The organism is Streptomyces sp. NPDC048383, from assembly GCF_040651775.1.
Taxonomy (GTDB): Bacteria; Actinomycetota; Actinomycetes; order Streptomycetales; family Streptomycetaceae; genus Streptomyces.
Genome location: NZ_JBEZKS010000049.1, coordinates 43,293 through 65,229 on the forward strand (window position 1 = coordinate 43,293; position 21,937 = coordinate 65,229).

Consider the following 21,937-nt stretch of genomic DNA (forward strand, 5'->3'; position numbering starts at 1 on the left):
ACAGGCGTGTTGGCGACGGCAAAGTCGTCTCAGTCGCATCTGCGTGCCGGTTGCCCGCCGGACGTGACGGTTCATCAGTCAACTAACGCCGTGTGCCGGCGGCCGACACAGCGCGTCGCGAGAAACGTCTCCTCAACCCCGCGCCGCGGCGCCGCAGCGCTGTGGCGCCGCCCCCACGGAACGCCAGGACCAGGACCACCCCGGTGAACCCGAGTGGCACGGCGACCTCCGGAAGGACGGTTCCCACACCGGAAGTCACGAGGAGGACCGCGTCGGCCATCACCACGGTGACGCCCCGACGACCCGGGTGCTCCTTCACCATCCAGGCCCCGAGCAGGGCCATGGCGGCGAGTGCCCAGTACCCGAACACCGCCTGCCCACCGAGCATTCCGCTGCTCGATCGGGTGGCGATCTCGACCGTCGCCGCGAAGAACCCGGCCACCGCGGCGGTGACGACCGTCGAGGCGAGCGCGAGCAGCAACTGCCCTCGCCGGCGCATCAACCACAGCAGTCCGGCGAGGACCAGGAGCGCGCTGACCACGATGAACGACGCCATGCTGGTCGAGGCGAGGATGAAGATCGTATAGGCGGCGGCCAGTCCGAAGACGATCCGACGCAGCAGCCGTACGGCCCAGGCGTCGTCCCGCTCCTGGCGGATGAGGCGACGGACGGCGCCGAGGACGTTCGCGGCCGTGGTGGCGAAGTCGGTGCGCGAGGGTCGGGTCATGACGGACCGTCCATTCCGGTTCCGGTGGGGCGGGGGACGAGGACAGGCGCGACGGCGGCCCCGGCCCCGGCGGCCGGGCCGGTGGTCGTCCCTGGGGTCGAGGGCTTGGCGGCGGTGGGCGTGTGGTCGAAGCCGACCTGCCAGAGCGGCTTGCGGACGCTCGCGGGCGCGGCGGGGACGACGGGCGCTTCGACCGCGCTCGGAGCTTCGACCGCCGGGGCATGGACTGTCGGCGCTGCGACTGCCGGCGTCTCCGCGGCGGGCACTTCGGCCTCGGGCAGTTTGACTCCTGGCCCCGTGATCGCTGGACCGTCGACCCCGGGCGCCGCGACGGACGCAGCCTCCTGGACCGGTGTCGCGAGGGCCAAAAAGCCGTCGATCTTCGCCTTGCGGATCTCCGGCTCATCGGCCGGGTATGCGTGTGGGTCGATGTACTGGGGCAGGGCCGGATTGTCGAACTGGGCAACGGCTCGGACCGCGTTCGTACCGGCCTCCGTCCGGGTCACCTCCGGCCACGTCGCAGGCGGCTCGAAGACGAAGTGGATGTTGTCCAGTCCAACCTTGTCGTTGTCGCAGAGGGCGCGCAGTTCCTTCTTGTGCAGGATCGACCTGGTGTTCGCGGTGTCCGCGAACACGAAGACCTCCCCTGCGGCGACCTCGGCGTAGGTGCCGGAAATCTCGTGCCAGCTCTCCTGCGCGTAGTTTGGGCCGAACCCTGCCTTCGCACCACCGAGGGCTTCGATGACCTCGTCCTCCCAAAGGAACATGTCGTCGAGTTCACGCCCCCCTTGGCTCGTCTCCAGGGTCTGTGCGGAACCAGGCTCGCGCAGGTTCTGCTGGTGGGCCCACTCCTCCGCGATGAACCGCTGATCGAGAAACGGAACCCCATCGTTGTTCAGCGGTGCCTCAGGGTGTTGGATTCCAAACGACCAGAAGGCGCTGATCGGGTGGGTACCCGGTGGCGCTTTCAGCTTCGACTGGTCCTTGACCAGCCGGTCGATGTAGATCCTCTCCTTCGACCGAGCGGGCACGGCGCCATCGGCGGCCTGGTCTTCCAGCCCTGCCTTCACCGCGGCATCAGTGATGCGCTGGGTGACGGATTCCGGGTCGGCCCGCGCCTCCTCAACCGCCATGGCACGGGCGTGCGCCCGGCGCAGGGCTCCCAGCTCTATCGCCTTCGGTATCGGTTCCGAGGTCATGCGCGCTCAAATGTCATCGGGCGCGGGTAGACCCGCAGACTCATGTTCACCACTCCAGTGCGTGATCCATCGGCTGTACCCATGGCGGGCGCGACGTACAGGCTGGTGAGCGCTCCTCCCGGGGCTGCCGGCTCCCAATAGGCGATGCGGTACGGGCGCTTCTGCTGGAGCCGGGTCTCCAACTTAGGGACCGCGTAGGGGCCGAGTTCCGTGGGGAAGGCGGTCGAGTCCCATGCGCCTTCCCAGGCCGGTTCGCCGAGTGCCGAGCACACGGCGGTGACGTAGAGCGGCCAGACCCGTGCGGCCTCGGCCAGTACCTGGGGATTGCCTTCCGGGGTTCCCGCCGCACACCCCCACACCCAGTGCGAGAGGCTCTGCACGGGTGCCCAGCTTCCGCCCCGGGCGTTCAGCGTCAGCACGCCGCCCGTGTCCGTGACCACGTTCAGGACGTACTCGAACTGCGTAGGCGTCCAGCCGAACTGCGCGCACCACATGTCCAGGCCCTGACCCGGGAGGGGCGGGCCGTTCCACACGGTCTCCCAGTCCACGTCGGCCAGACCGCGCAGTTCGGTGATGAGTTCCTGCGGGGTGCGGTCCACCGGCGGTTCGAACGCAGTCGTGCCCATGTAGCTGTCTCTTCCTCGCGTCTCGTACGTCACAGCAGCCAGCCGGGCCCGGCAGCCGCTTCAGGGTCCGCCGGGCCGTGGCAGGTCAGGGAGATCGTCCCACTTCCCGCCCCCCAACCCCGCGCGGTACCCGGTCCGCAGTGCAGATCCAGCACGAACACGGGCGCGAGCGGGTTGGCGTAGCTCCACCGGGCGAGCCGGTACGGAGCCTGCTGCTCCCGGCGCTCCTCGACGTCGCCCCACCGGCCGGGAGCGGGCGGCGCCGGGAAGTCGGGGCTGTCCCAGGCCCCCTGCCAGCCGGGCGGGCCCAACAGGGAATCCATGTGGGCGAGGTACGCCTCCCAGCGGTCAAGGGCCACCTTCGTGACCTCCGCGTTGTCGGACGTTCCGTCCGCCCTGACCCTCCAGGCGGTGTACGAGGCGCGGGTGACCGGCCGGCGCGGCGCGGGTGAGGAGGCCAGGTGCAGCCGGCCGCCCTCACTCGTACGGACCCACAGACCCGCCTCCGCCCAGAGCGGCTGCCACCCGAAGGCCGCGCACCACTCGGCGCGCTCGCCCTCACCCTCCGGGTATCCGGGCCATACCGCCCGCCAGTCCACGCGCAGCAGCGCGGCCAGTTCGACGCCGAGCTCCTGGGGGGAGCGGTCCGTGATGACGCTTGCCATGGTCAGGGCTTCCTAGCGGGGCATCCGGTCGCCGCTGCGCGGCGGCGGGGGCTGGTGGGGCGGGTTCGGCGGCTGCGGAGTGCGCGGCTCGGGGCTTCGCGGCGGGGCCCCGTCGTCCCCGCTGACGCGTCCGGTCGTACGGGGCGCCGGCTGGGGTGCGGGCGCCGGTGCCGGTGCCGGTGCCGGGTGCGGCGCGGGCGAGGGCGCCGCCTGCGGCGCGGCTTGGGGCGTCTGCGCCGTCGCTGCGGGAGGTGTGCCCTGTTGCGGCACGGCGGCGCCGCCCGCGCTGACCCGACCGCTACGGCGTGGGGACGTCGTGGCCGCGGGAGCCTCCTGGGGTGGGGTCTGTCCCTCCTGTCCCTCCTGTCCCTCCTGCCCGGCCGGCTGCTGCGCCGGCGTGGCCGCCCCGTTGCGCCCCTCCTTCATATCCTTGTACTGCTGCTGGAGCTCGCCGCTCATCCGCTCGCTCTGGCGCCGCTTCCGCTTCGTGTTGCTCGGTGCGATCCAGCCGCCCTCCTGCAGCTTGCCCCCGGTGAGAACCTTGTCGGCGCCGCGGCCGACGTTCCCGCCGATCCGACCGGCAGCTCGGCCCGCGACCCTGACCGTGCCGGCGGCGGCATTGCCCGCGAGGCGCTGGCTTTGCGCACCCAACTTGCTGCTCACGGTGTTCGCCATGTCGCCCACGCCGAGACCGTCCTCCGCGCCCGCGATCTTCGGGCTGTAGGCCCCTGACAGGAGCTTCTTCAGCATCATCACGACGGCGATCGTGACCAGTAGGAGCATCAACAGCTGCATGCCGAGCGAGACCTTGGAAGGCAGGATCATCTGGTACAGCACGAGCAGCACCGTGAGGATGACACCAAAACCGGCGCGCAGTACGAAGCTGTGGATGAACGTCTCCAACCAGCCCTTGAGCAACTTCTGCTGGGACGGATGGATGCCCAGCGTCGCGATCAGCGGCAGCATGATGATCATGATCAGGGTTACGGCGTGCCACAACAACGTCAGGGCGCTGAGAGCGATCACCATGACGGCGACGATCAGCGCGGCGATCAACGAGTAGAAGGCGATCCCGATTCGGTCACCGGCGTTCCTCCCGGCCCACTCGTCGAAAGCGACGGGGTAGACTGCCTGGTCCGGCTTTTTCCCGTCGGTGTTGAAGCCGCCCGCCATGTCGTAACGGATGGGAACCCAGTTGTCGTTCTTCTTGTCGAGGTCCTTACCGAGTTCCATGTTGGTCCGGGCCTGGGAAACCAGCTGGCGTATTCGGAGATCCTCGCAGCGTGCGCTCCCCTTTACGCCCCAGTCGCATTTGTCATCGTTGCTCGTCGGATTGCATCTGCCGTCCTCCAGAATGCTGCCCCCGTCATTTCGGAAGATGCAATTGGTACCGACGCTGCCGAACTGTCCCAAGGCCCACGGCCGGAACACCAGTGTGTCGTAAATGGCGCAGCTGTTGACCCGAACGCCAAAGTTTTCGGCGCTTGCTGGCAGGTCGCAGGGTGGTGTCATCTCGCCGGCGACCTGTGTGAGGACCACGCGGTTGAACTCGCTGTTCGCCTGTGCGATGCCAGAATCCGCCGTGTCGATGAAGTTGTTGTAGTTCTTGCCGGTCAGCATGACGATAACGGCAACGGTGGAGAGTGCGGCCCAGCCGACGCCCGCCCAGGCCTCTCGCATCTCATTCTTTCGCCACTTGCCGAACACCCATATGCCCGTCAATGTGATCATGAGAGGGACCGCAGGCCTGAAGAGCTCGTCCCTGAGTTTGTCCACGGCGGTGTCGCGCCCCGTGTACAGGCCTGAGAACGGGCTGGGGTTGGAGGCGTACTCCTTGATGGAGATGGCCACCCGCGTCAGCATTTTGGTGCCGTCGATCACCAAATCCGCTATGCCGTTGTTGACGAAGTCAATGATGGAGCACTGGTCGGCGCCGGTCCCGTTGCTGATTCCCCATTTGTCTTTAACGGGCTGGGAGGCGTCTCCCCGACCGCGCATGGTGATGGACCAGTTCAAGCCGCGCATGCCGGTGAGTTCGTACATCGTGTAATCCTCGGGCTTACCCCCCAGTTTGGTGGGGTGGTCCACGAAGCCCGTCGTGTCGTTGACCTTCCCGCGGTCCGACTTCTCCCACTGCTTGACAGCGGGCCAGACCGACTCGATGAAGCCCGGGTTGTCCATCTGATAGTCGTCATCGCCGGTGAAGCCACAAGCGAAGTCGAGTGCGTTGGCCGACTTGGGCACTGCCATCGTCAGCGAAACGAGCGCGAACAGCACGAACGCACAGACCCGCACCGCACGCCCGACCGCCTTCACCCGTTCACGGGGGGAGGGGCGGGCGGGGGGGTCTCCAGGGGACGTGGCGCCACGGCGCACGGACATCAGGTTCCTTCCGGAATACCGCAACGGACGAATGGGGAGACGGAGCGGATCACACGGGGAAGAAGTCCGTCAGGACGCAGCCCTCGACGGCACCCTTGCTCTTGGTGAACCCGCTCGGGATCTTGCTGTTGAACTCGGCATCGCACGACGCGAGGAGCATGCCTGCGGTCGTCAGTGCGCGCGCGGTGTCACCGTCGTCGGGAACTACGGCGAAGTTCGCCCCGACCAGGGCAACCCCGTCCTCCCCGGCCGCCTTCTTCGCCTTGAGGCCCTGCGTGAACTTCTTCATGTCGGAGACGACCAGCAGGACGATCGGCTCACCACGATCTGCCTCGCAGAACGCCCGCTCCTTGACCCCGCCCGCGGTTCCCTCGGGCAGCTTCGCGAAGGATTTGCGGGCAGCTCCGCCCGCCGACGCCTCCGTCTCCAGGTCCTTGCACACCGCGTGCTCGTTGACGAAGCGCACCATCGAGGCGACGTCCTTCGCCTTCGGCGGGCTCGCCTTGCCGTCGGTCCCGCCGATTCCGCCGATCCCGTCCAGCCCACCGGTATCCCCGTCACCGCCGCAGGCGGTCAGGGAGGCGAGCGTCAACAGAACGGCGGCGGCGGTGAGGGTCTTGGACAGGCGGCGCATGGTGTCTCCTACGGCAAGGCGTTCGAAAAAGCTGGGATGTCGCGCGGTTATACGGCTGTTGACTCCGTCGGGGCGTCCGCCGCCTGGCCGGCCTCCTGCATGAAGGTCCAGTCCCACACGCTGGGCGGCGGGTCGATGCCCTGACGGGCCGGGCGCGTCGTGCCGTTGGTGTCCGTGGCCGCGAGGATCTCCTTGAAGACCAGGTCCACCGCGACCGTGCCCACCCGCTTGTCGACGTCGCGCTGAAGGCAGACACCCGTACGGAGCTCCTGCAGGGCCCCGATCACCTTCGCGTCGTTCTCGGGCCGGCCGAGCAGAGGGGCCACCAGCGCGGCCTCCTGCGCCGACTTCTGCTTGAACGCGAAGACCGTGTGGATCTGGTTGGCACCACCGCTGCGGGCCTCGGAGTCCTCGATCTGTACGAGGTCGATGGCCTGCTGGGTGATCAGCACGGTGACGGCCAGGTACGAACGTCCCTGCTTGAGGGCGCGCCGCATCAGGTCGCGGCCGCTCTCGGTCGCGGTGACCACGTACGCCTCGTCGACGAAGAGCGCCTTCGGACGCAGCCCGATCTCGCCCGTCACCGGGTTCTTCTCGTAGCCGACGTCGAGCATCTGACTGCCCAGCTCGACGACCGCCATCAGCGCGGTCGCCGCGAGACGCTCCGCCGGGTTCCAGTTCCGCGGGTCCGAGGACGACGGCGACTGGAAGCCGCGCAGGGTGATGACGGTGCGGCGCTTGCGCATCGCGGACAGGGTCTGCGGGCGCTCGGCGAAGGCGAGCCGCGCGTACGGCAGGGTGCGCAGCTCGGTGAGGAGCATCTGGGCGAGCTTGAGCTCCTTGACGGCCTCGCGGTCCCCGGTGGACACCGCCTCGTCGTACGCCTTGACGACCTCGTCGACGACCTGCCACAGCGTCGGCCTCGGCACCTTCTCCTCGGCCTCCCGCGCGGTCAGACCCTGCTCGGTGGCCTGCCGGATCGCCGAGTTGTACCAACCGACGACCGTGGCCATGCCCTCGATCACGGGCAGTCGGACACGCTGGTAGTCCTCGTCGCCGAGGAACCCGCGGAGCATCGACTCGGCGAGCAGACGGCCCGACGGGACGTCGCGCGCCACCACCCACGGGTCCAGCACACCGGCCTGGCCCTTGAGGAGGTCGACGACCTCGGTCTCCGCCCAGAACTCCGGGTTCACCGGGTGGAAACGGCTGTGTTCCGAGCCGAGGAGGCCCGCGTCCGCGTCCTGTGCGAAGTCCGGGTCGTTCACCTGGGAACCGAACGCCAGGTAGTAGCAGAGCTGGGCGAAGTCGGTCTTCGGGTCGATGACCAGGCAGCGCACGCCCGACTCCGACTCCTCGTAGAACTTCTGCAGCGCGAGCGAGGACTTGCCGCCGCCGGACGCGCCGACGATGGCCAGGCCACCGCCGTCGTTACGGGCCGGCCCGACGTGCAGGGAATAGTGGACCGGCATCTTCCCCGCCCAACCGACGAGGTTGCCCACCCAACCGAGTTGCTTGCCCGACCGGTGCTCGGGGTTGTCACCGAGCTCCGTCCCGGCCGTGGGCAGCCCGGCACCGAGCTGCTCGACCTCCTGCAGGCGCAGGTACGGCGCCACGGGCAGCTTGGGCGCGTCGCCCGGCAGCTGCGACTGCAGGAGCCGCCACTGCTGGCGCGTCGGCCGCAGCAGCGTGACCTTCAGGTCCTGCTTGAACTGCATCTCCAGGATGCGGCGCCGCCGCTCCAGCTCGGACAGGTCGGACGCCGAGATGGTGAAGCGGATCTGCGCCTCCATGCCCGGCATCTTGTGCTCGTCGATGTCGTCGAGGAGGTGCTGGGCGCGCGTGACCTGGTTGGCGAGCTGGGTGCCGGGCGACCTGCCGGAGTTCGCCATGTCGTTCATCTCGTCGACGAGGTTGCCGCTGATCTTCTTCGCCCGGTCCTTGAACTTCAGGTACGGGATCAGGGTGAACCGCATGTCGATCTCGACCGGGAAGTCGACGTGCTGCGACGTGTAGCGCGCCCAGGCGGTGGACTGCCGGAAACGGGTCTCCGTCGGCCAGCTGGCGGCCACCAGGGTCGTCGTGTAGCTGGTGTGCTGCTCGCCGGTGACCTCGTCGTACTGGTTCAGCACGATGTGCGTCTTGTGGTTCTCCCCGGAGAAGTCGACGACGAGGTCGAACTGGTCCGGCCCCCAGGAACGGGAGCCGAGCACCGGCTCCGGCGGTACGGCGAGGTCGCCGTGGAGCGGCTTGCGGATCAGCCAGACCAGTTCCTCCCGGCTCAGCGGTACGCCGTTCAGACCCTCCAGGCTCTCGTGGACCTCCCGCGCGACCTGGGACCACTGGGCCAGCAGGGCGGGGGACAGGTACTCGTCGTGCACGCCGGTGGCGGTCGCGGTCGCCCTGTCGGCGGCGCCGCGCATGGCCGCGGTCAGGCTCGGGTCCTCGACCGGGTCGTCCCCGCCGGGCAACACCCCCGTGCCGTTCGAACCGCGCTTCAGCGAGCCCAATTTGACCAGCAGGATGTTGCGCTCGCGGGTGGCGCCGATGCGCTCCTGGTAGTCCGCCTTGCGGAGGTTGTACGCCTTGTAGTTCTCGGTGGGGTCCCACGCCACGGTGTTGAGCTGATCGGCCCATTCGACGGCGGTGATCGGCCGGTACACCTTGCGGTAGTGGCACTCGACGTTGCGGTCACCGCGGGCCAGGTTGAGCAGCCCTCGGGCGGGGCCCTCGGCCATCGCCTGGAGCTCGGTGGCGTTGAGGTACTCGTCGATGGCGGTGGGCAGCACGAGCCCGGTCCACACCGATTCACCGTGTACGAAGATCATGTCGTCGGCGTAGCGGTAGGGCAGCCGCATGTCCTCGCGGCGCGTGGACTGGCTCGATGGATTGCGGCCCGAGGCGTTTTTGCGGGCGGCGGAGCCGCCCTGCTGTCGTGTGCCGCCGGAGCCCTGCCCGGCCTTGGCCTTCTTGGAGCCGGCGGAGGCGATGATCATGGCGATCACGAAGAAGGCGACCGCCCCGCCCAGAAGGATCATCATGATCATGAAGGAGTCATCCTGCGGTCTCGGAGTGTGCGTGCGCGGACTGCGGGTGGCCGACCTCCAGGCGGTCGGCCATGTGATGTGCGGCGTACGAGGAGCCGTGCCGGGCGGCCGTCGCGAGGGCCTCCGCGTACTGCCGCTGCCAGCGCTGCGAACCGGGCTGCCAGAGGATGACCTGCCAGTGCAGTTCCTTCGGCTCGCGGTCCGCGGACAGCCCCTGCAAACGCTTCGGCTGGAACCAGTAGTCCGCCCAGACCACCAGCTGCTGGCTGAGGGTGAGGGCGGAGGGAAGCGGCCGGCCCCACACGAAGTAGACGCCGACCGGAGGCCCGATGTAGAGGGGCGACGTCACGATCGAGATTCCGAGGAACGGCAGGAACGCGGAGATCGAGAGCAGCGCCACCAGCCACAGGACACCGAACCCGAAGGCCGCGCCCAGCGCCGGCAGCAGCAGGCCGGGCAGCGGGATGTTGCCCCAGTTCCAGATGCGCTTGGGCCGGTTGAGCAGATCCGTGTGGTCGTAGGCGACCATCGGCTCGGGTGCGTTCGGTGTGTCCTGTGCCATCAGCCAGTCCCCCTCTGTGACGTGGTCGCGGGCCGCGAGGTGCGGGTGCGGCCTGGACGGATGTCCCGGCCGCTCCCCGGATCAGTTCTTGCTGCCGGTGCCGATCTGCTCGCCCAGCGAGATGAGCACGCCGGCGAGGCCGGTCGCACCGCCGATGATCAGAGCGGCGAGCGCGATCATGCCGAAGCCCTGGAAGGCCTCGCGCATGCCGTCGCCGCGCTTCATCGAGAGCAGCATCCGGATGCCCAGGATGAGCAGGGCGCAGATCGCCACGGTGGTGCCCAGGCCCCTGAGGATGGACTGGACTGTGCCGAACATGTCTTGGAGGGAAACCGCCAGGATCATGGCATGGTCCTTTCGTTGTGGTGTATGAGGGGATGTGTAGGTCGTACGAGTCAGGGAGTCTTGGCCGCGCCGGAGGCGCCGCCGGGAGCCGGGGTGCTCTGCGCGGGCGCCGCACCGCTCTGCGAGGGGGCCGGGCCGCCGCTCTGCGAGGGGCCCGGCCGGCTCTCCTCGGGAGCCGGGGTGGCCGACGGCGTCGCCCCGGCGTCCGCGTTGCCGCCCGTCGGGTCGAGGGTCCCGCCGCGGACGTCCCTGATGAACCAGCCCTGGGCGGTGTTCACCAACGTCACCCGGTAGGAACGCTTCACAGCGGGAGCGGACGTGGGAGCCGGGGTCGCCTTGGCGGCGCCGGCACCGGAGCCCCAGACGACCGTCACCCGGGCCACCACCGTCTGGCCCGGCCCGTACACGATCGCGGTACCGGGCTTGCTGCCGACGGGAGCGAGCGCCACGACCGCCTGGACCTCGGGTGTCGACAACGCGCCGGCCAGACCGGCCGTCGCCGACTGGGTCGCGTCGGTACTGGTGAAACGGGCGAGACCGGTCGTGTCGGAAGCGCCCCACGCCTTGAAGTAGCCGGGCAGGACCTGCGCCCTGAGCTGATCCGAAAGCGCCTGGTCGACGACCTCGTCGTCCTTCTTGACCGGGGGCACGATTCCGCGCACCGGCAGCGGCATCTCACCGACGTCGCCCGCGATGCGCAGTCCGGACCCGGCGGCCAGGTCCTTCACGTACACCGGTACGGAGACAGTGGTGGTGCGGCCGGTCGACAACTGGACCTGGATTCCCAAGTAGCGGCCGTTCGGTCCGTACTCGGGGAGTTCCTCCAGGGTCCCGTCCCACTGCGCTCCGCGGACCTCTTGACTGCCCTGGCCGGTGACGCCGCAGTCGCGGTCCACGCCGGCCGAGGTGTAGCGGGTCATGGCCTCGCGGCGCTTGTCGTAAGTCTGCGGGGAGTACGTCATGCAGAGCGTCACGTACTCCTCGGCGAAGGTCGCCGCGGCCTGGGCCGGGAAATCCGTCAGCCGGTACTTCTGAAGGTCCTTCTCGTCCAGGGAACCGCTCTGCACCGCGACGGACGACTTGCCGATGACCAGACCCGCGACACCGCAAGAACCCAGCGCGAAGGCGCAGGTGGTGACCAGGAGCGTCACGCGGACCGCCACGTGCGTACGCCGACCCTGTGCGGGCAGACGCCCGCCGGGACGCGGCACGTCGAACGCCACGTCGGCGCGGCCGGAGGGAGCGGCAGCGGCGGGCTGTACGGCCGAGGCGGCCGTCAGCGGGACGTTGGCCTTGGCGCCGGAGACGGCCGCACCGGGCGTCGGCGCGGCCGCCACCGGGGCGGCAACACCCGACACCGGCGCGGAACCCTTGCCTCCCCGCCCCTGCTTGCGCGCCTCGCGCTCGGCCTTCTTGTTCTCGTACGCAGCCTTGCGCTCGGCCCGCTTCGCTTCCTGGGCGGCCTTCGCCTTCTCCCGCTTGTCCTTCTTCGCGTCGCCGGCCGACTGCTGCGCGCGCGGCGGCAGGATCGGTACCGACGCCTCTCCCGGAGGCACGTTGGCGGGCCGCGCGGTGCGCACCCACGCGGCGGCCACCTGGGCGCGCGCGGCGTCCGAGAACGGTTGCGAGGGTACGGCCGCCGCGCCGGGCTCGCCGTACGGGCCGGGCGCCGGCTGCTGGGGCCGTTCTGACGGCGCCTGCTGCGCGTCGGCGTGACCTGCCGGGCCGAACTGCGCCTGCTGCCCGGAAGTCTGGCCTCCGTCGACCCCGCCAGCAGAGCTGTTGTGGTCCGTCATCGAGTCCGTCTCTCCCACGCGTGTGATCCCCCTCCACCGGCAACCGGCCGGCGGGCCCCTGGTGAGGCCAGGGTGCGGAACGGCAGTGTGGCAAATGAACACGACAACGCTGCCCCCCTTTTCCCCGGTCGGGAAAGAGTGGGGAAAGTCGGGGAAAGGTGAGGAGTCCTCGGGCGGGACTCCCGGACCCCCGCCACGGACCGGTCCGTTCCGCGCTCCGACAGAATGAGCGGCCGTGCTCGGCGGCGGACGCCGAGCCGTCCCCACTACCCGCGAAGGACGAGAGTTGAGCGACGAGTACGCCCTCCCCCAGGCCCCCGCCGACGCGGAGCCCGGCCCCGTGACGGAGGCTCAACACGCCTGGATCGACGGCTACGAGCCGGGGAACCCCTGGGTGTCGAAGCTCTGCCTGCGCACCCCGCACGGCACCGTCTCGTACCCCCTCACCCCGCACACGATGCCGGACCTGCTGGAGGGTCTGGTCGTCGTGGCCCAGGCCCAGCAGGGCGTGACAGGACCACCGGCGGAGGACCAAGCCGAGGCCGAGGAGCAGCACGTCGACCCGGACACCGGCCGGGGGCGCAGCCTCCACGATGGGGGCGCGGCCCGCGTGACAGGCTGGGCCCTGGTCCACGACTTGTGGGAGAAGGGGGACTCGAAGGTCCGCTTCATCATGGGCGCGATCGTGGTGGCACTGTTGGTCCTGGGGATCTTCCTGTCCTGACCGTGGGTCGTCGTTCCCACACGGATGTCGAGCGCGAGGAGTTGCAAGGAATGCTGACGGAGACTTCGGGGCGCAACGCCCATGACCTGGCCGCCGAACTGGAGGGCCTGCGTGGGGTCGACTGGGCGTCGGTATGGGAGGGACCGCCGCAGGGCGGCTCGTCCGAGTGCCGCGCGTGGTGCGAACGCTACGGATGGGAGCCGCAGACGGCCGAGCGCAACCTCGTGATTCACAGCCGTGCCGGGGGCGAGTGGACGCTGGAATCGAATGGCAACTGGCACCCCGTCGAGAGCCTCACTCACTGGGCGTGGCACGCGGAGACGACCGAGGCCGTCGAGAACGCCGCTGTCCTTGGGCATGTTGACGAGGTGTGGCCGGGGTTCCTCAAGGCAGCCGAGAATGTGTTGGGGCCGGCCGCGTGGAGCGGCCCGTGGGACGCACCGGACTTCCCGGAACCGCCGGTGAGGGGGTTCTGGCCGGGCCGGGACCATCGGCTCAAGACGCGTACCCCGTATCGCATGGCGTTTTGGACACCGACGGGTCAACAGCCTGACGATCCGTGCATCGTGCTGGCACAGTCGGTGTCGTTCGCCACTTGGACCACCGACACACCGGGTAGCTCACGGATCCGACTGAGCGTGAACGCTCCTGAAGGCTCGCGGAGGCACCGGTGATACCTGAGGCACCCCCTACACCTCAGGAAATTGCCCGAGCCTTTGAACTGGATCAGGAGCATGCCAATGCGACGCCGGCCGACCAGGAGCAGGGATATGAGGTAGCGCAAAGAATCTTCGCGGACTACGTGGCGTCGGGCGCGTCAACGAAGGATCCGGATCTGCTGCAGTTTATTAAAGGGCAAGCGAACAGCGGCTCGGTCACCAATGAAGACCGTGGTGTCCACCGGGCGTTCTGGTCCTATGAATCCAAGCTCGAAGGGGTGGGTGCGCCTGTACCCAACCGCTTCCTGGCTCGGGCCTGCGGGGAGTCACGTGGCCTCCAGGTGCTGGAGGACACTCCGGTGGGCCACCAGCTGAATTCGTACTTCCTTGACAATCGCTATGTGGTTGAGGCCCTCGCCGAAGCCTTCAAGTTCGATCCGGTTGAGCTGCGAAGCATTCACGGCAAGGCCTGGGACACCCTCTCCGAGCGCTTTGCCCAGGAGACCGAGGGCCTCGCCGTCAGTTTCGCCGCCGACATCACCGAGAACTCGGTAATCGGGAACATCGAGATCCCGGCGCTCCTCAAGAACTCCAAGGTGGGCAAGGAAGGCATCAAGTTCGCGACCCGCCTGCCCCTGGAAGGACACGAACACCTCCCCCCGGACGTGCACGGGTTCATGTCCAACGATGCCGTCCGCTGCCAGCTGCGCAAGGGTGACGACGATCCTCAGAAGTCCCCGGAGGAGTTCGCCAAGAAGCTCGCCGCCATCGACGTCCCCGAGGACCAGAAGGAGGCGCACAGCGCAATCGTGGCCCGGCTGTCGGAGGCCAAGAGCTACGAGGAACTGCACACAGCGCCCCCCGAGCCGAAGCAGAAGGGCCCCTCCAAGCGTGCCAGGGCCTTCATGCCCGGCATGTCCCTTGAGAACGGCATCCCGCCGGCGGCTCCTGCGCGTGGCCCCACCGGCCACGGTGTGATGAATCCGGTGGCCGCCGGTCTGGCACCCAAGCCGGCCGGCATCGAGCACTGAACCACCCGGCGGCGGGGCCGCACCCCCGCCGTCCGTCGATCGACGAGAACCTGAGGAAGGCTTCCGCATGAGCACGAACGCCGACGCGCAGCAGACGCCCGACGGCAACGTGGAGTTCTACTTCGCCGACGTCTTCGTCTTCGTCTCCACGTACCTGTCGCAGATGGTGCGGCGTCGTGTGAACGGCTCCACCGCCACCTGGTGTCCCCGCTGGTGGGAGCACCCCGAGGCGGGCGCCAGGCTGTCCGCGCTCTGGCTGGCGTGGGAACACCTGCGGCACGATCCCGCCCTCGGCATGTCCACCTGGTGGCTCCATCACGCCGATCCCCACCTGAGGGTGCTGATGGACGCGGACATGGGCCCGTTCGCGGCCTGTTCTCCCAAGGACGGCCACACCGCGTACCCCTTCGACCCGCTGCCCGTCGACCCTTACGACCCCGACGACGATGACGACGAAGCGGGCGCGTCCGCCAAGTGAGCGGGTCCGGTGACGCTTCCGGAAGGAATCCTCACCGCACCTCCGCACGAATCCCCATCCGTGACGCGCACCGCACCTCCTGATCCTTCCTCACCCTTTCCCCGTCTTTCCTCGTGGGGAAAGGCCCTGCGTCATCCGCTTTCCCTCCCCCTACCGTGTCCGGGCGACCTGACTGATGGAGGCCCGGGACGGTGGACTCACCTGCCGAGAACAAGCGAAGCGCGGTACTTGCCCTGGCTGTACTGGGCGTACTGCTGATCGGCTCCCTGCTGGTCTTCACCTTTCTGAACGGTGACGACGACGCCACGGAACCATCCGACGCCAAACCCTCCGCGACGCCCGCGCAGGACAAGGCCGCCGGTACGGCCGCCGCCGGCGGTGGTTCCGGAGGCGCGGGTCAGCAGACCAACGGGGGCGGCTCGGCCGACGGCGTACCGCCCATGGTTCCCCCGGCGGAACTCGCCGAGGCACACCGGGCCATGGCCGCGTACATGGCCGGCCTGAGCACGTACACGTACGCCGACCAGACCGCGGCCTGGGCCAAACCCTTGCTGGAACTGACGGTCGGCGACAACCAGATGAAGTCGCACACGGTCCTCCCCACGGGTAAGGACTGGGCGACCTGCCAGGCCAACCGCTGTTCGTCCATGGGGAAGGCGACCGTGGTCCGGGACGGGATGATCGCCCAGGACCTCGTCAACGGCGGCGGCACCCTCGTGTCCAGTGTGGTCTCGCTGACCACGGTCCGGTCCGAGAACGGCAAGCAGACGCAGACGGAGACCAACTCCTGGCTCGTCAGTTCCCGCAAGGAAGCCGGTGCCTGGAGGGTGTCGGCATTCAACCTCCAGGGCCTGGGCAACGTGGGCGCGTCCGAGCAAGCGGGGGAGTGAGACTCGATGGTGGCTCCTGCCGTACTGGCAGCCGCGTCGAAGGCCGTCAAAGTGGCCAAGACAGCAAAAATGGCCGCCCAGTTGGCCGGTGGACAGGGCGGTGGTGGCGCCGGAGGCCCCGGTGGTGACAAGAAGAAGGGCAAGGGGAAGGTCCTCCTGCTCGTCGGCGCGGGAGGCCTACTGCCGATCGGCGGCGTCGGCTTCATCGTCGTCATGCTGGCCATGGCCATGCTCGGAGGTCTCGGCGGCGGTTCAGCCAAAGCGGCCTGCGGCAACTACAACGAGAACGCGCGCAACGGCAACACCAGCGACCAGGCGGCCACCAACCCGATCATGCCCGCGGGCAAGATCTACCTGCCCAGCGACACCGCCCGCAACGAGATACCCCCGCGCATGATGCTCGCGGCCATGCGCGCCGCCGCCCGCTACGAGGGCCTCGACTGGACGATCATCGCCGGGCAGATGTACCAGGAGACCAAGTACGGCCAGGACCCCTCCGCCGCGCCCGGCGGCAAGAACAGCGCCGGCTACATGGGCCTGCTCCAGTTCGGCGATCCCGCGTGGAAGGACTACGGGGACGACGGCAACGGCGACGGCAAGAAGGACCTGTACAACATCGACGACGCGGCGTTCGCCGCCGCCAACTTCATCCACGCGCTGAAGGCCGAGACGAAGCCGTGGAACGCCCTGCTGCGCTACTCCGGCTCCCGGGACGACAACACCGTCTATCCCCGCGTGGTCCTCACCCAGGCGGCCCGCTACCGCGGCAACCTGACCGGCGAGAAGAGCCTGATCGAGGGCTGGTACGCGCACCTGAAGGCGACTGTCGAGAAGAACCCGGGCTTCCCCACCCTCGGTCAGAAGACAGACATCCCCGCGCCCGTCGGCAATGACGCCCAGCCCAACGAGGCACTGAGCATCAAGTCGGCCTCGCCGCGCTCCTGGTCCACCCCGCCCTACGGCGGTGACACGGGCGGCGGCACCGACCAGGCCGCAGCGCCCCGGAGCACCGGCAGCGGCCGCGGAAACATGGCGAGCGCGAACCTCGGCGACCGGGACCGGATGCAGCCCGTCGCCCTCTCCCTCCCCCTGATCAAGCCCGCCGCCCCGCCCGCCGGGGACGGCAAGGACTGGCAGTGGCCGCTGAAGGAGGGCACCTACACCGTCGGTACCCCGTACCACCAGAACGGTTCCAGCTGGAGCCTCGGCTACCACACCGGCCTGGACTTGCCGGCGTCCGCCGGTACGCCGATCTACGCGCCCGCGGACGGCAAGGTCATCAAGGTCGCCAGCAGCATCTCGTACGGCAACGAGACGCACATCGAGCACGCGAACGGCGTCGTCACCCTGTACGCCCACCAGACCACCGTCATGGTGTCCCAGGGCGCCACCGTCAAGCGCGGCGACCAGATCGGCACGGTCGGCAACACGGGCAACTCCTTCGGTGCGCACCTGCACTGGGAGGTCCGCCTCCCCGGCGTCGACAACCCCTTCGTCGCAGGCCAGGACAAGGGCCCCGGCATGGTCGACCCGAAGGGCTGGATGGAGGGCAAGGTCTCGGCCAACCCCGACTACGGCACCGTGCCCGGCGGTGACGCCGGCCAGGGCAAGGACGCCGAGTACGCCGGCTGTGCCAAGGGCGGCAAGGGCACCGCGGTCCCCCCGGACGGCGCGGGCTCCACCGGGGTCCTGCCGGGCGCCGACGACCCCGTGGTGCGGTCCGCGCTCCGCTGGGCGCAGCGTGGCATCGGCAAGCCGTACGTCTGGGGCGCCGCACGCCTCCAGGGCGACAACCCCGTCTCCTTCGACTGTTCCAGCTACACGCAGTGGATGTACTACCAGGCCAGCGGAGGCAAGATCGACATCGGTACGGTCACCTACACGCAGGAGAAGAACCTCAGTGCCTCCAAGGTCGACCTGAGCAAGGCCCAGCCCGGTGACCTCATCTTCTTCCAGCCCGGGCGGGACGGCTCCGAGCACGTCGCCGTCGTATGGGACCCGGCCGGCAAGAAGATCCTGCACGCCCCCCGCCCGGGCAAGGACGTCGAGTTCAGCACCTGGGACGTACAGGGCCAGATCATGGGCGTCTACCGCGTACCGATCCCGCCCGGCACCCACCCCGACGGCGGCGCCGGCGGCGACCATGCATAAAAGAAGGAACGGAACATGACGAAGGACAAGCGCACGCTACTCGTGATCGCGAGCGGCACAGCGCTGGCCCTGGGACTGACCACGGGCTGCGGGCCCGAGGAGAAGACCGGCTCCGGGCCCGTCCCCGCGACGGCGCAGCCCTCCGCCTCCGCCAAGGGCCCGGTCTACGCGGGCCTACCGGATCCGGGACTCCAAGGGCAGCCCGTGTGGGCCCGTGCCATCAGCGGCAACCCCCGAACGGTCTGCCCCGGCCCCGCCGAGGACACGAAGACCACCGCGACCCGTTGCGTCCTCGGTGACGCCGTGGTGCTCACGGAGGAGGTACCGGGCTCCGGCGCGGGCAGCGAAGGCGAACCGCAACGGTTCATCACCCGCCTCCTCGACGCGGCCACGGGCAAGCAGCGCGCGGAGTACGAGAGCGTCATGTCCGTCGTGCCGTCCAGCGGTCTCCGCACGGGCTTCAACGAAGGCACCTCCTCACCCTCGGCCGTCGGCCGGTGGAAGGACGGCTCCCCGGCCCTGCTGATCCGTTCCCAACCCGTACCCGCGGGGGCGCCGACGGACCAGGATCCGTCCAGCGCCGTCTACACCATGTACAGCCCGGCCGGCGAGAAGCTGGGCAGCTCCGAGGTGAAGAACGAGCACCCGCTGGCCCTCCCCGTCGTGGACGGCTTCGTCCAGCTCAAGGAGGAACCGGAGAAGCTGACGTACCGCCCGATCGGAGGCGGCGCGGACATCCCGGTGACGAAGATCCCGGGGGGCGACAAGCCCATCGGTCCCGGCTTCGGCTACTACACCGAGAAGAAGGACGACTATGACGGCAAGGGCAGGTTCCTCGCCGTCATCGACCGCCTGACCGGCAAGGAGGCATGGACGACGCGGGAGATGACACCGCCGTCGCCCATCGCCGCCCACCTCCGGCCGGGCAAGCGCGCCGACACCGAACTGCTCCCACTGAGCGGCAACAGGGCCATCCTCCTGTGGCACGCACACACGTCGGACGCGGTGGTCATGACCACCGTTGATCTGGCCACCGGACGCCGAGTGGCCGAAGGCCCTTCGATCGACCTCGGTCTCATGCTCCAGAGGCTGGACGACAGGACGGTCGTCTCCCCGGACGGAAAGACCGCGGTCAGTCAGCTCGGCGGGAAGGTCGTCGCCTGGGAGACGGAGACCGGCCGTGAACTGTGGCGCCCGAAGGCCGGCGAGGACCTGCGGCCGATGGCGCAGTCGCCCGGCGGAGTGCTCTACGCGGAGCAGAGCCCTGACACCAAGGGGTTCAACGCCCTGACCGGCACACCCCTCTCCCCCTACGACGACATCCCGGAATTCACCGGCAACGGCTACGGCACGCTCATGAACGACGGCGCCCTGTTCGTCTTCCGCACCGCTCCCGCCCCGGCCGAAGGAAAGTCCTGACCATGGCCTCACCCCAACAGAAGAAGCCCCGCTCCGACGGCGACTGGACGATCGAGATCGCCTGCCTCGTCGGGGCGATCCTGGTGCTCCTCGGCGGCGCCTGGCTCGCCGCCCGCCTCGGCGCGTCCTTCTCGGACGCACCCGCACCCCCGTCCAACCCCCTCTCCTTCGCCGTGTCCCTGGTGACGGGCGACTACGCGTGGCCGCACGGCGCCGCGAACGCCGTCGCGGCCGCCGAGATCGTGCTGCTCGTCGGAGCCGTGACCGCCGTGTACCGGATCCGTCAGCGCGTGCGCAACAAGCCGGACGTCGACGGCGCCGCCCGCCACCTCGCCCACGGGGAGAAGCTCGGCAAGCTCACGATGAAGGGCGCCTCCGCCACCGCCGAGCGCCTGGGCGTGGACAGCACCTCGCCCGGCGTCTTCATCGGTCGGTCGCTGCGCGGACGCCAGCCCCTGTACGGGTCCTTCGAGGACATGCACGTCGACATCTGGGGCCCCCGCACCGGCAAGACGACCCGCCGCGCGATACCGGCCATCCTCGATGCCCCGGGCGCCGTCCTCGTCACCTCCAACAAGCGCGACATCGTCGACGCCACCCGCGGCCCGCGCCAGGCCCGCGGCCAGGTCTGGGTGTTCGACCCGCAGCAGGTGGCGCAGGAACCGCCCGCCTGGTGGTGGAACCCGCTGTCGTACGTCACCGACGTCGCCAAGGCCCGCAAGATGGCCGACCACTTCGCGTCGGGCTCCCGCGACGCCGACGCCTCCACGGACGCGTTCTTCGACCCCGCCGGACAGGACCTGCTCGCCAACCTCCTGCTCGCGGCGGCGACCTCCAAGTCCTCGATCACCCAGATCTACACCTGGCTGGCCAACCCGAAGGACGACACCCCGGAGCGCATCCTGCGCGGCGCGGGCCACGTCATGGCCGCCGACTCGCTGTCCGGCGTGATCACCGCCCCGGACAAGCAGCGCAGCGGCATCTACGGCGTCGCCCAGCAGATGGCGTCCTGCCTGATCAACCCCGCGGTCAACCAGTGGGTGACACCCGCCTCCGCCGCCGACGCCCGTCCGGAGTTCGACCCCCACGAGTTCGTCCGCAGCGACTCCACCCTCTTTTCGCTCTCCCGCGAGGGCAGCGACTCGGCGGGCCCGTTGGTCACCGCCCTGACCGTGGCCGTCGTCGAGGCCGCCGAGGAGTACGCCACCACCCAGCGCGGCGGCCGCCTGTCGCGCCCGCTGGTCGGAGTCCTGGACGAGGCGGCGAACGTCTGCCGCTGGCGCGCCCTGCCCGACCTGTACTCGCACTACGGCTCGCGCGGCATCATCCTGATGACCATCCTCCAGTCCTGGGCCCAGGGCATCGAGGTGTGGGGCGAGCGCGGCATGGAGAAGCTCTGGTCCGCCGCCAACGTGCGGGTCTACGGCGGCGGTGTCTCCGACACCCGGTTCCTCGGCGACCTGTCCGAGCTGGCGGGGGAGTACGAACTGCGCGAGTACAGCACGACCCGTGACTCGGAGACGGGTGGCTGGACCGGCAACCGCAGCATGAACGAGTCCGTACGCCGCGACCGCGTCCTGAAGGTCTCCGACCTCGGCGCGATGCCCCCCGGCCGCGCCCTCGTCCTGGCTTCCGGCACCAAGCCCGTCCTGGTGGAGACGATCCCGTGGTGGGAGGGCCCGCACGCCCGCGAGGTCAAGGCCTCCCTCACCCGGCACGACCCGGGCGCCCGCGCCTGACCCCGGCCCGGCGCCCCACGGCGCCGGGCCGCACCACGCGGCGGACCGGCCCGTGCCGGGGCCGCGCGGCTCGCTTCGGCCGGCGCCTACGCGCCGCCCCCGCCGAAGAGCGCGAGCAGCACGAAGATCAGTAGCAGCAGGCCGCCCCCGCCCGTCGCCACCGCGAGCGGAGCACTGATCCGGCGCCGGTGCGGCCGGACGTAGTGGCCGTTCCGGTAGTGGCCGCGGACGTGCGTGGTCGCGCCCGGATCCGGCCGCGGGCGGGGGACGGTCGTACGGCGCACCGCCTCACGGGCGGAGGTGGATGGTCCCTTGACCCGGCGGGTGTGGGGGCGGACGTAGGAGCCGTTCTTCCGGTAGTGGCCACGGACGTGTGCCATCAGCGATTCCTCGGTCGGTCGGGGAGGAGCGGACTGGAGGAGTGGACTGAACGAGTGGACTGGAGGAGCGGAGAAAGCCGGCCCGATCGGGCGTACCCACGACGGTAGTCCCCGCCACCGACACCGATGGCGGGTTCAACTCCATTCCGGGCAGGGCGCGTTGGGTCGCACGGAGTGAACCGGGGGCGCACTGCGTCCGTGGTCGGCGAGGCCGTGCGGGGCCGCGCGAGGCCGCGAAGGGTGAGCACCGATCGCCCGGGTACGGCCGCTGCGGCGCCCACGCGAAAACGCCCGGCGGGGGTGTCCCGGCCGGGCGTTGCTGTGTGCGTTGGGTACTGCTGTGTGCGTTGCGTACTGCTGTGTCCGCTGGAGGCGCGGTGCCGCTGGTGGCTCAGTACCAGTGGTGGGTCTGCCAGAAGTTCCAGGCGCCGACGGGGCTGCCGTAGCGGGAGTTCATGTAGTCCAGGCCCCACTTGATCTGGG

The 21,937-nt window shown here is 69.5% G+C and carries 19 protein-coding genes and 1 pseudogene; 8 read left to right on the plus strand and 12 right to left on the minus strand.

All coding sequences use genetic code 11. The features are described from left to right. Positions 1–82: 82 nt before the first annotated feature. The 10 genes from AB0D46_RS28505 to AB0D46_RS28550 form a co-directional block, all read right to left on the minus strand. Entirely contained in the window at positions 83–727 is a 645-nt protein-coding gene (locus tag AB0D46_RS28505) for a hypothetical protein (RefSeq protein WP_362881606.1), read from the minus strand. Continuing rightward, on the minus strand, positions 724–1,926 hold the full coding sequence (locus AB0D46_RS28510; protein WP_362881608.1) for a hypothetical protein: 1,203 nt from the start codon (positions 1,924–1,926) through the stop codon (positions 724–726). The genes AB0D46_RS28505 and AB0D46_RS28510 overlap by 4 nt, the downstream gene beginning before the upstream one ends. Then, the gene (locus AB0D46_RS28515) at positions 1,923–2,552 is read right to left on the minus strand and encodes a hypothetical protein (RefSeq protein ID WP_362881610.1); all 630 of its coding nucleotides are present in this window, start codon (positions 2,550–2,552) and stop codon (positions 1,923–1,925) included. Before AB0D46_RS28515 ends, AB0D46_RS28510 begins: the two co-directional genes overlap by 4 nt. Positions 2,553–2,581: 29 nt before the next feature. Further along, positions 2,582–3,217: a hypothetical protein gene (locus tag AB0D46_RS28520; protein ID WP_362881611.1), complete on the minus strand. Its 636-nt coding sequence runs from the start codon at positions 3,215–3,217 to the stop codon at positions 2,582–2,584. A 12-nt stretch (positions 3,218–3,229) separates the two neighbouring features. Continuing rightward, on the minus strand, positions 3,230–5,533 hold the full coding sequence (locus AB0D46_RS28525; protein WP_362881613.1) for a hypothetical protein: 2,304 nt from the start codon (positions 5,531–5,533) through the stop codon (positions 3,230–3,232). Between the two features lie 115 nt (positions 5,534–5,648). Continuing rightward, positions 5,649–6,233, minus strand: a complete 585-nt coding sequence (locus AB0D46_RS28530; protein ID WP_362881614.1) for a hypothetical protein — start codon at positions 6,231–6,233, stop codon at positions 5,649–5,651. Positions 6,234–6,280: 47 nt separating this feature from the next. Continuing rightward, positions 6,281–9,280 carry an ATP-binding protein gene (locus AB0D46_RS28535; protein ID WP_362881616.1) on the minus strand — a complete coding sequence of 1,000 codons (3,000 nt, stop codon included), beginning with the start codon at positions 9,278–9,280 and terminating at the stop codon, positions 6,281–6,283. A 7-nt stretch (positions 9,281–9,287) separates the two neighbouring features. Continuing rightward, positions 9,288–9,842 carry a hypothetical protein gene (locus AB0D46_RS28540; protein WP_362881618.1) on the minus strand — a complete coding sequence of 185 codons (555 nt, stop codon included), beginning with the start codon at positions 9,840–9,842 and terminating at the stop codon, positions 9,288–9,290. A gap of 81 nt (positions 9,843–9,923) precedes the next feature. Further along, positions 9,924–10,160 carry a hypothetical protein gene (locus AB0D46_RS28545; RefSeq protein ID WP_362881619.1) on the minus strand — a complete coding sequence of 79 codons (237 nt, stop codon included), beginning with the start codon at positions 10,158–10,160 and terminating at the stop codon, positions 9,924–9,926. Between the two features lie 77 nt (positions 10,161–10,237). After that, positions 10,238–12,001, minus strand: a complete 1,764-nt coding sequence (locus AB0D46_RS28550; RefSeq protein WP_362881621.1) for a conjugal transfer protein — start codon at positions 11,999–12,001, stop codon at positions 10,238–10,240. A 268-nt stretch (positions 12,002–12,269) separates the two neighbouring features. On the opposite strand from AB0D46_RS28550, the gene AB0D46_RS28555 reads away from it, so the two are divergent. The 8 genes from AB0D46_RS28555 (at position 12,270) to AB0D46_RS28590 (ending at position 21,074) form a co-directional block, all read left to right on the plus strand. Continuing rightward, a complete protein-coding gene (locus AB0D46_RS28555) occupies positions 12,270–12,707 on the plus strand; it encodes a hypothetical protein (RefSeq protein WP_362881623.1) in 438 nt (145 codons plus the stop codon). A 50-nt stretch (positions 12,708–12,757) separates the two neighbouring features. Next, positions 12,758–13,381 (plus strand): hypothetical protein, encoded by a 624-nt coding sequence (locus AB0D46_RS28560; RefSeq protein ID WP_362881624.1) that lies wholly within the window; start codon positions 12,758–12,760, stop codon positions 13,379–13,381. Next, positions 13,378–14,397 (plus strand): hypothetical protein, encoded by a 1,020-nt coding sequence (locus AB0D46_RS28565; RefSeq protein ID WP_362881626.1) that lies wholly within the window; start codon positions 13,378–13,380, stop codon positions 14,395–14,397. Before AB0D46_RS28560 ends, AB0D46_RS28565 begins: the two co-directional genes overlap by 4 nt. Positions 14,398–14,464: 67 nt before the next feature. Then, entirely contained in the window at positions 14,465–14,875 is a 411-nt protein-coding gene (locus tag AB0D46_RS28570) for a DUF4913 domain-containing protein (RefSeq protein WP_362881628.1), read from the plus strand. 191 nt (positions 14,876–15,066) lie between these two features. Beyond that, a complete protein-coding gene (locus AB0D46_RS28575; protein ID WP_362881629.1) occupies positions 15,067–15,765 on the plus strand; it encodes a hypothetical protein in 699 nt (232 codons plus the stop codon). 6 nt (positions 15,766–15,771) lie between these two features. Then, positions 15,772–17,916 (plus strand): peptidoglycan DD-metalloendopeptidase family protein, encoded by a 2,145-nt coding sequence (locus tag AB0D46_RS28580; RefSeq protein ID WP_362881631.1) that lies wholly within the window; start codon positions 15,772–15,774, stop codon positions 17,914–17,916. A gap of 15 nt (positions 17,917–17,931) precedes the next feature. Next, the gene (locus tag AB0D46_RS28585; protein WP_362881633.1) at positions 17,932–19,335 is read left to right on the plus strand and encodes a PQQ-binding-like beta-propeller repeat protein; all 1,404 of its coding nucleotides are present in this window, start codon (positions 17,932–17,934) and stop codon (positions 19,333–19,335) included. A gap of 2 nt (positions 19,336–19,337) precedes the next feature. Then, entirely contained in the window at positions 19,338–21,074 is a 1,737-nt protein-coding gene (locus AB0D46_RS28590; protein ID WP_362881634.1) for a TraM recognition domain-containing protein, read from the plus strand. Between the two features lie 86 nt (positions 21,075–21,160). Here AB0D46_RS28590 and AB0D46_RS28595 read toward each other — a convergent pair whose 3' ends face one another. Next, the gene (locus tag AB0D46_RS28595; protein ID WP_362881636.1) at positions 21,161–21,454 is read right to left on the minus strand and encodes a hypothetical protein; all 294 of its coding nucleotides are present in this window, start codon (positions 21,452–21,454) and stop codon (positions 21,161–21,163) included. Between the two features lie 391 nt (positions 21,455–21,845). After that, a pseudogene (locus AB0D46_RS28600) lies at positions 21,846–21,937 on the minus strand (lytic transglycosylase domain-containing protein); the annotation flags it as partial.

Bases quoted from the DNA above. Each gene is read 5' to 3' on its own strand.
- AB0D46_RS28505 (WP_362881606.1), bottom strand. From the start codon at position 727: ATGACCCGACCCTCGCGCACCGACTTCGCCACCACGGCCGCGAACGTC.
- AB0D46_RS28590 (WP_362881634.1), top strand. From the start codon at position 19,338: ATGGCCTCACCCCAACAGAAGAAGCCCCGCTCCGACGGCGACTGGACG.
- AB0D46_RS28520 (WP_362881611.1), bottom strand. From the start codon at position 3,217: ATGGCAAGCGTCATCACGGACCGCTCCCCCCAGGAGCTCGGCGTCGAA.
- AB0D46_RS28540 (WP_362881618.1), bottom strand. From the start codon at position 9,842: ATGGCACAGGACACACCGAACGCACCCGAGCCGATGGTCGCCTACGAC.
- AB0D46_RS28530 (WP_362881614.1), bottom strand. From the start codon at position 6,233: ATGCGCCGCCTGTCCAAGACCCTCACCGCCGCCGCCGTTCTGTTGACG.
- AB0D46_RS28570 (WP_362881628.1), top strand. From the start codon at position 14,465: ATGAGCACGAACGCCGACGCGCAGCAGACGCCCGACGGCAACGTGGAG.
- AB0D46_RS28560 (WP_362881624.1), top strand. From the start codon at position 12,758: ATGCTGACGGAGACTTCGGGGCGCAACGCCCATGACCTGGCCGCCGAA.
- AB0D46_RS28510 (WP_362881608.1), bottom strand. From the start codon at position 1,926: ATGACCTCGGAACCGATACCGAAGGCGATAGAGCTGGGAGCCCTGCGC.
- AB0D46_RS28535 (WP_362881616.1), bottom strand. From the start codon at position 9,280: ATGATCATGATGATCCTTCTGGGCGGGGCGGTCGCCTTCTTCGTGATC.
- AB0D46_RS28515 (WP_362881610.1), bottom strand. From the start codon at position 2,552: ATGGGCACGACTGCGTTCGAACCGCCGGTGGACCGCACCCCGCAGGAA.
- AB0D46_RS28595 (WP_362881636.1), bottom strand. From the start codon at position 21,454: ATGGCACACGTCCGTGGCCACTACCGGAAGAACGGCTCCTACGTCCGC.
- AB0D46_RS28580 (WP_362881631.1), top strand. From the start codon at position 15,772: ATGGTGGCTCCTGCCGTACTGGCAGCCGCGTCGAAGGCCGTCAAAGTG.
- AB0D46_RS28545 (WP_362881619.1), bottom strand. From the start codon at position 10,160: ATGTTCGGCACAGTCCAGTCCATCCTCAGGGGCCTGGGCACCACCGTG.
- AB0D46_RS28585 (WP_362881633.1), top strand. From the start codon at position 17,932: ATGACGAAGGACAAGCGCACGCTACTCGTGATCGCGAGCGGCACAGCG.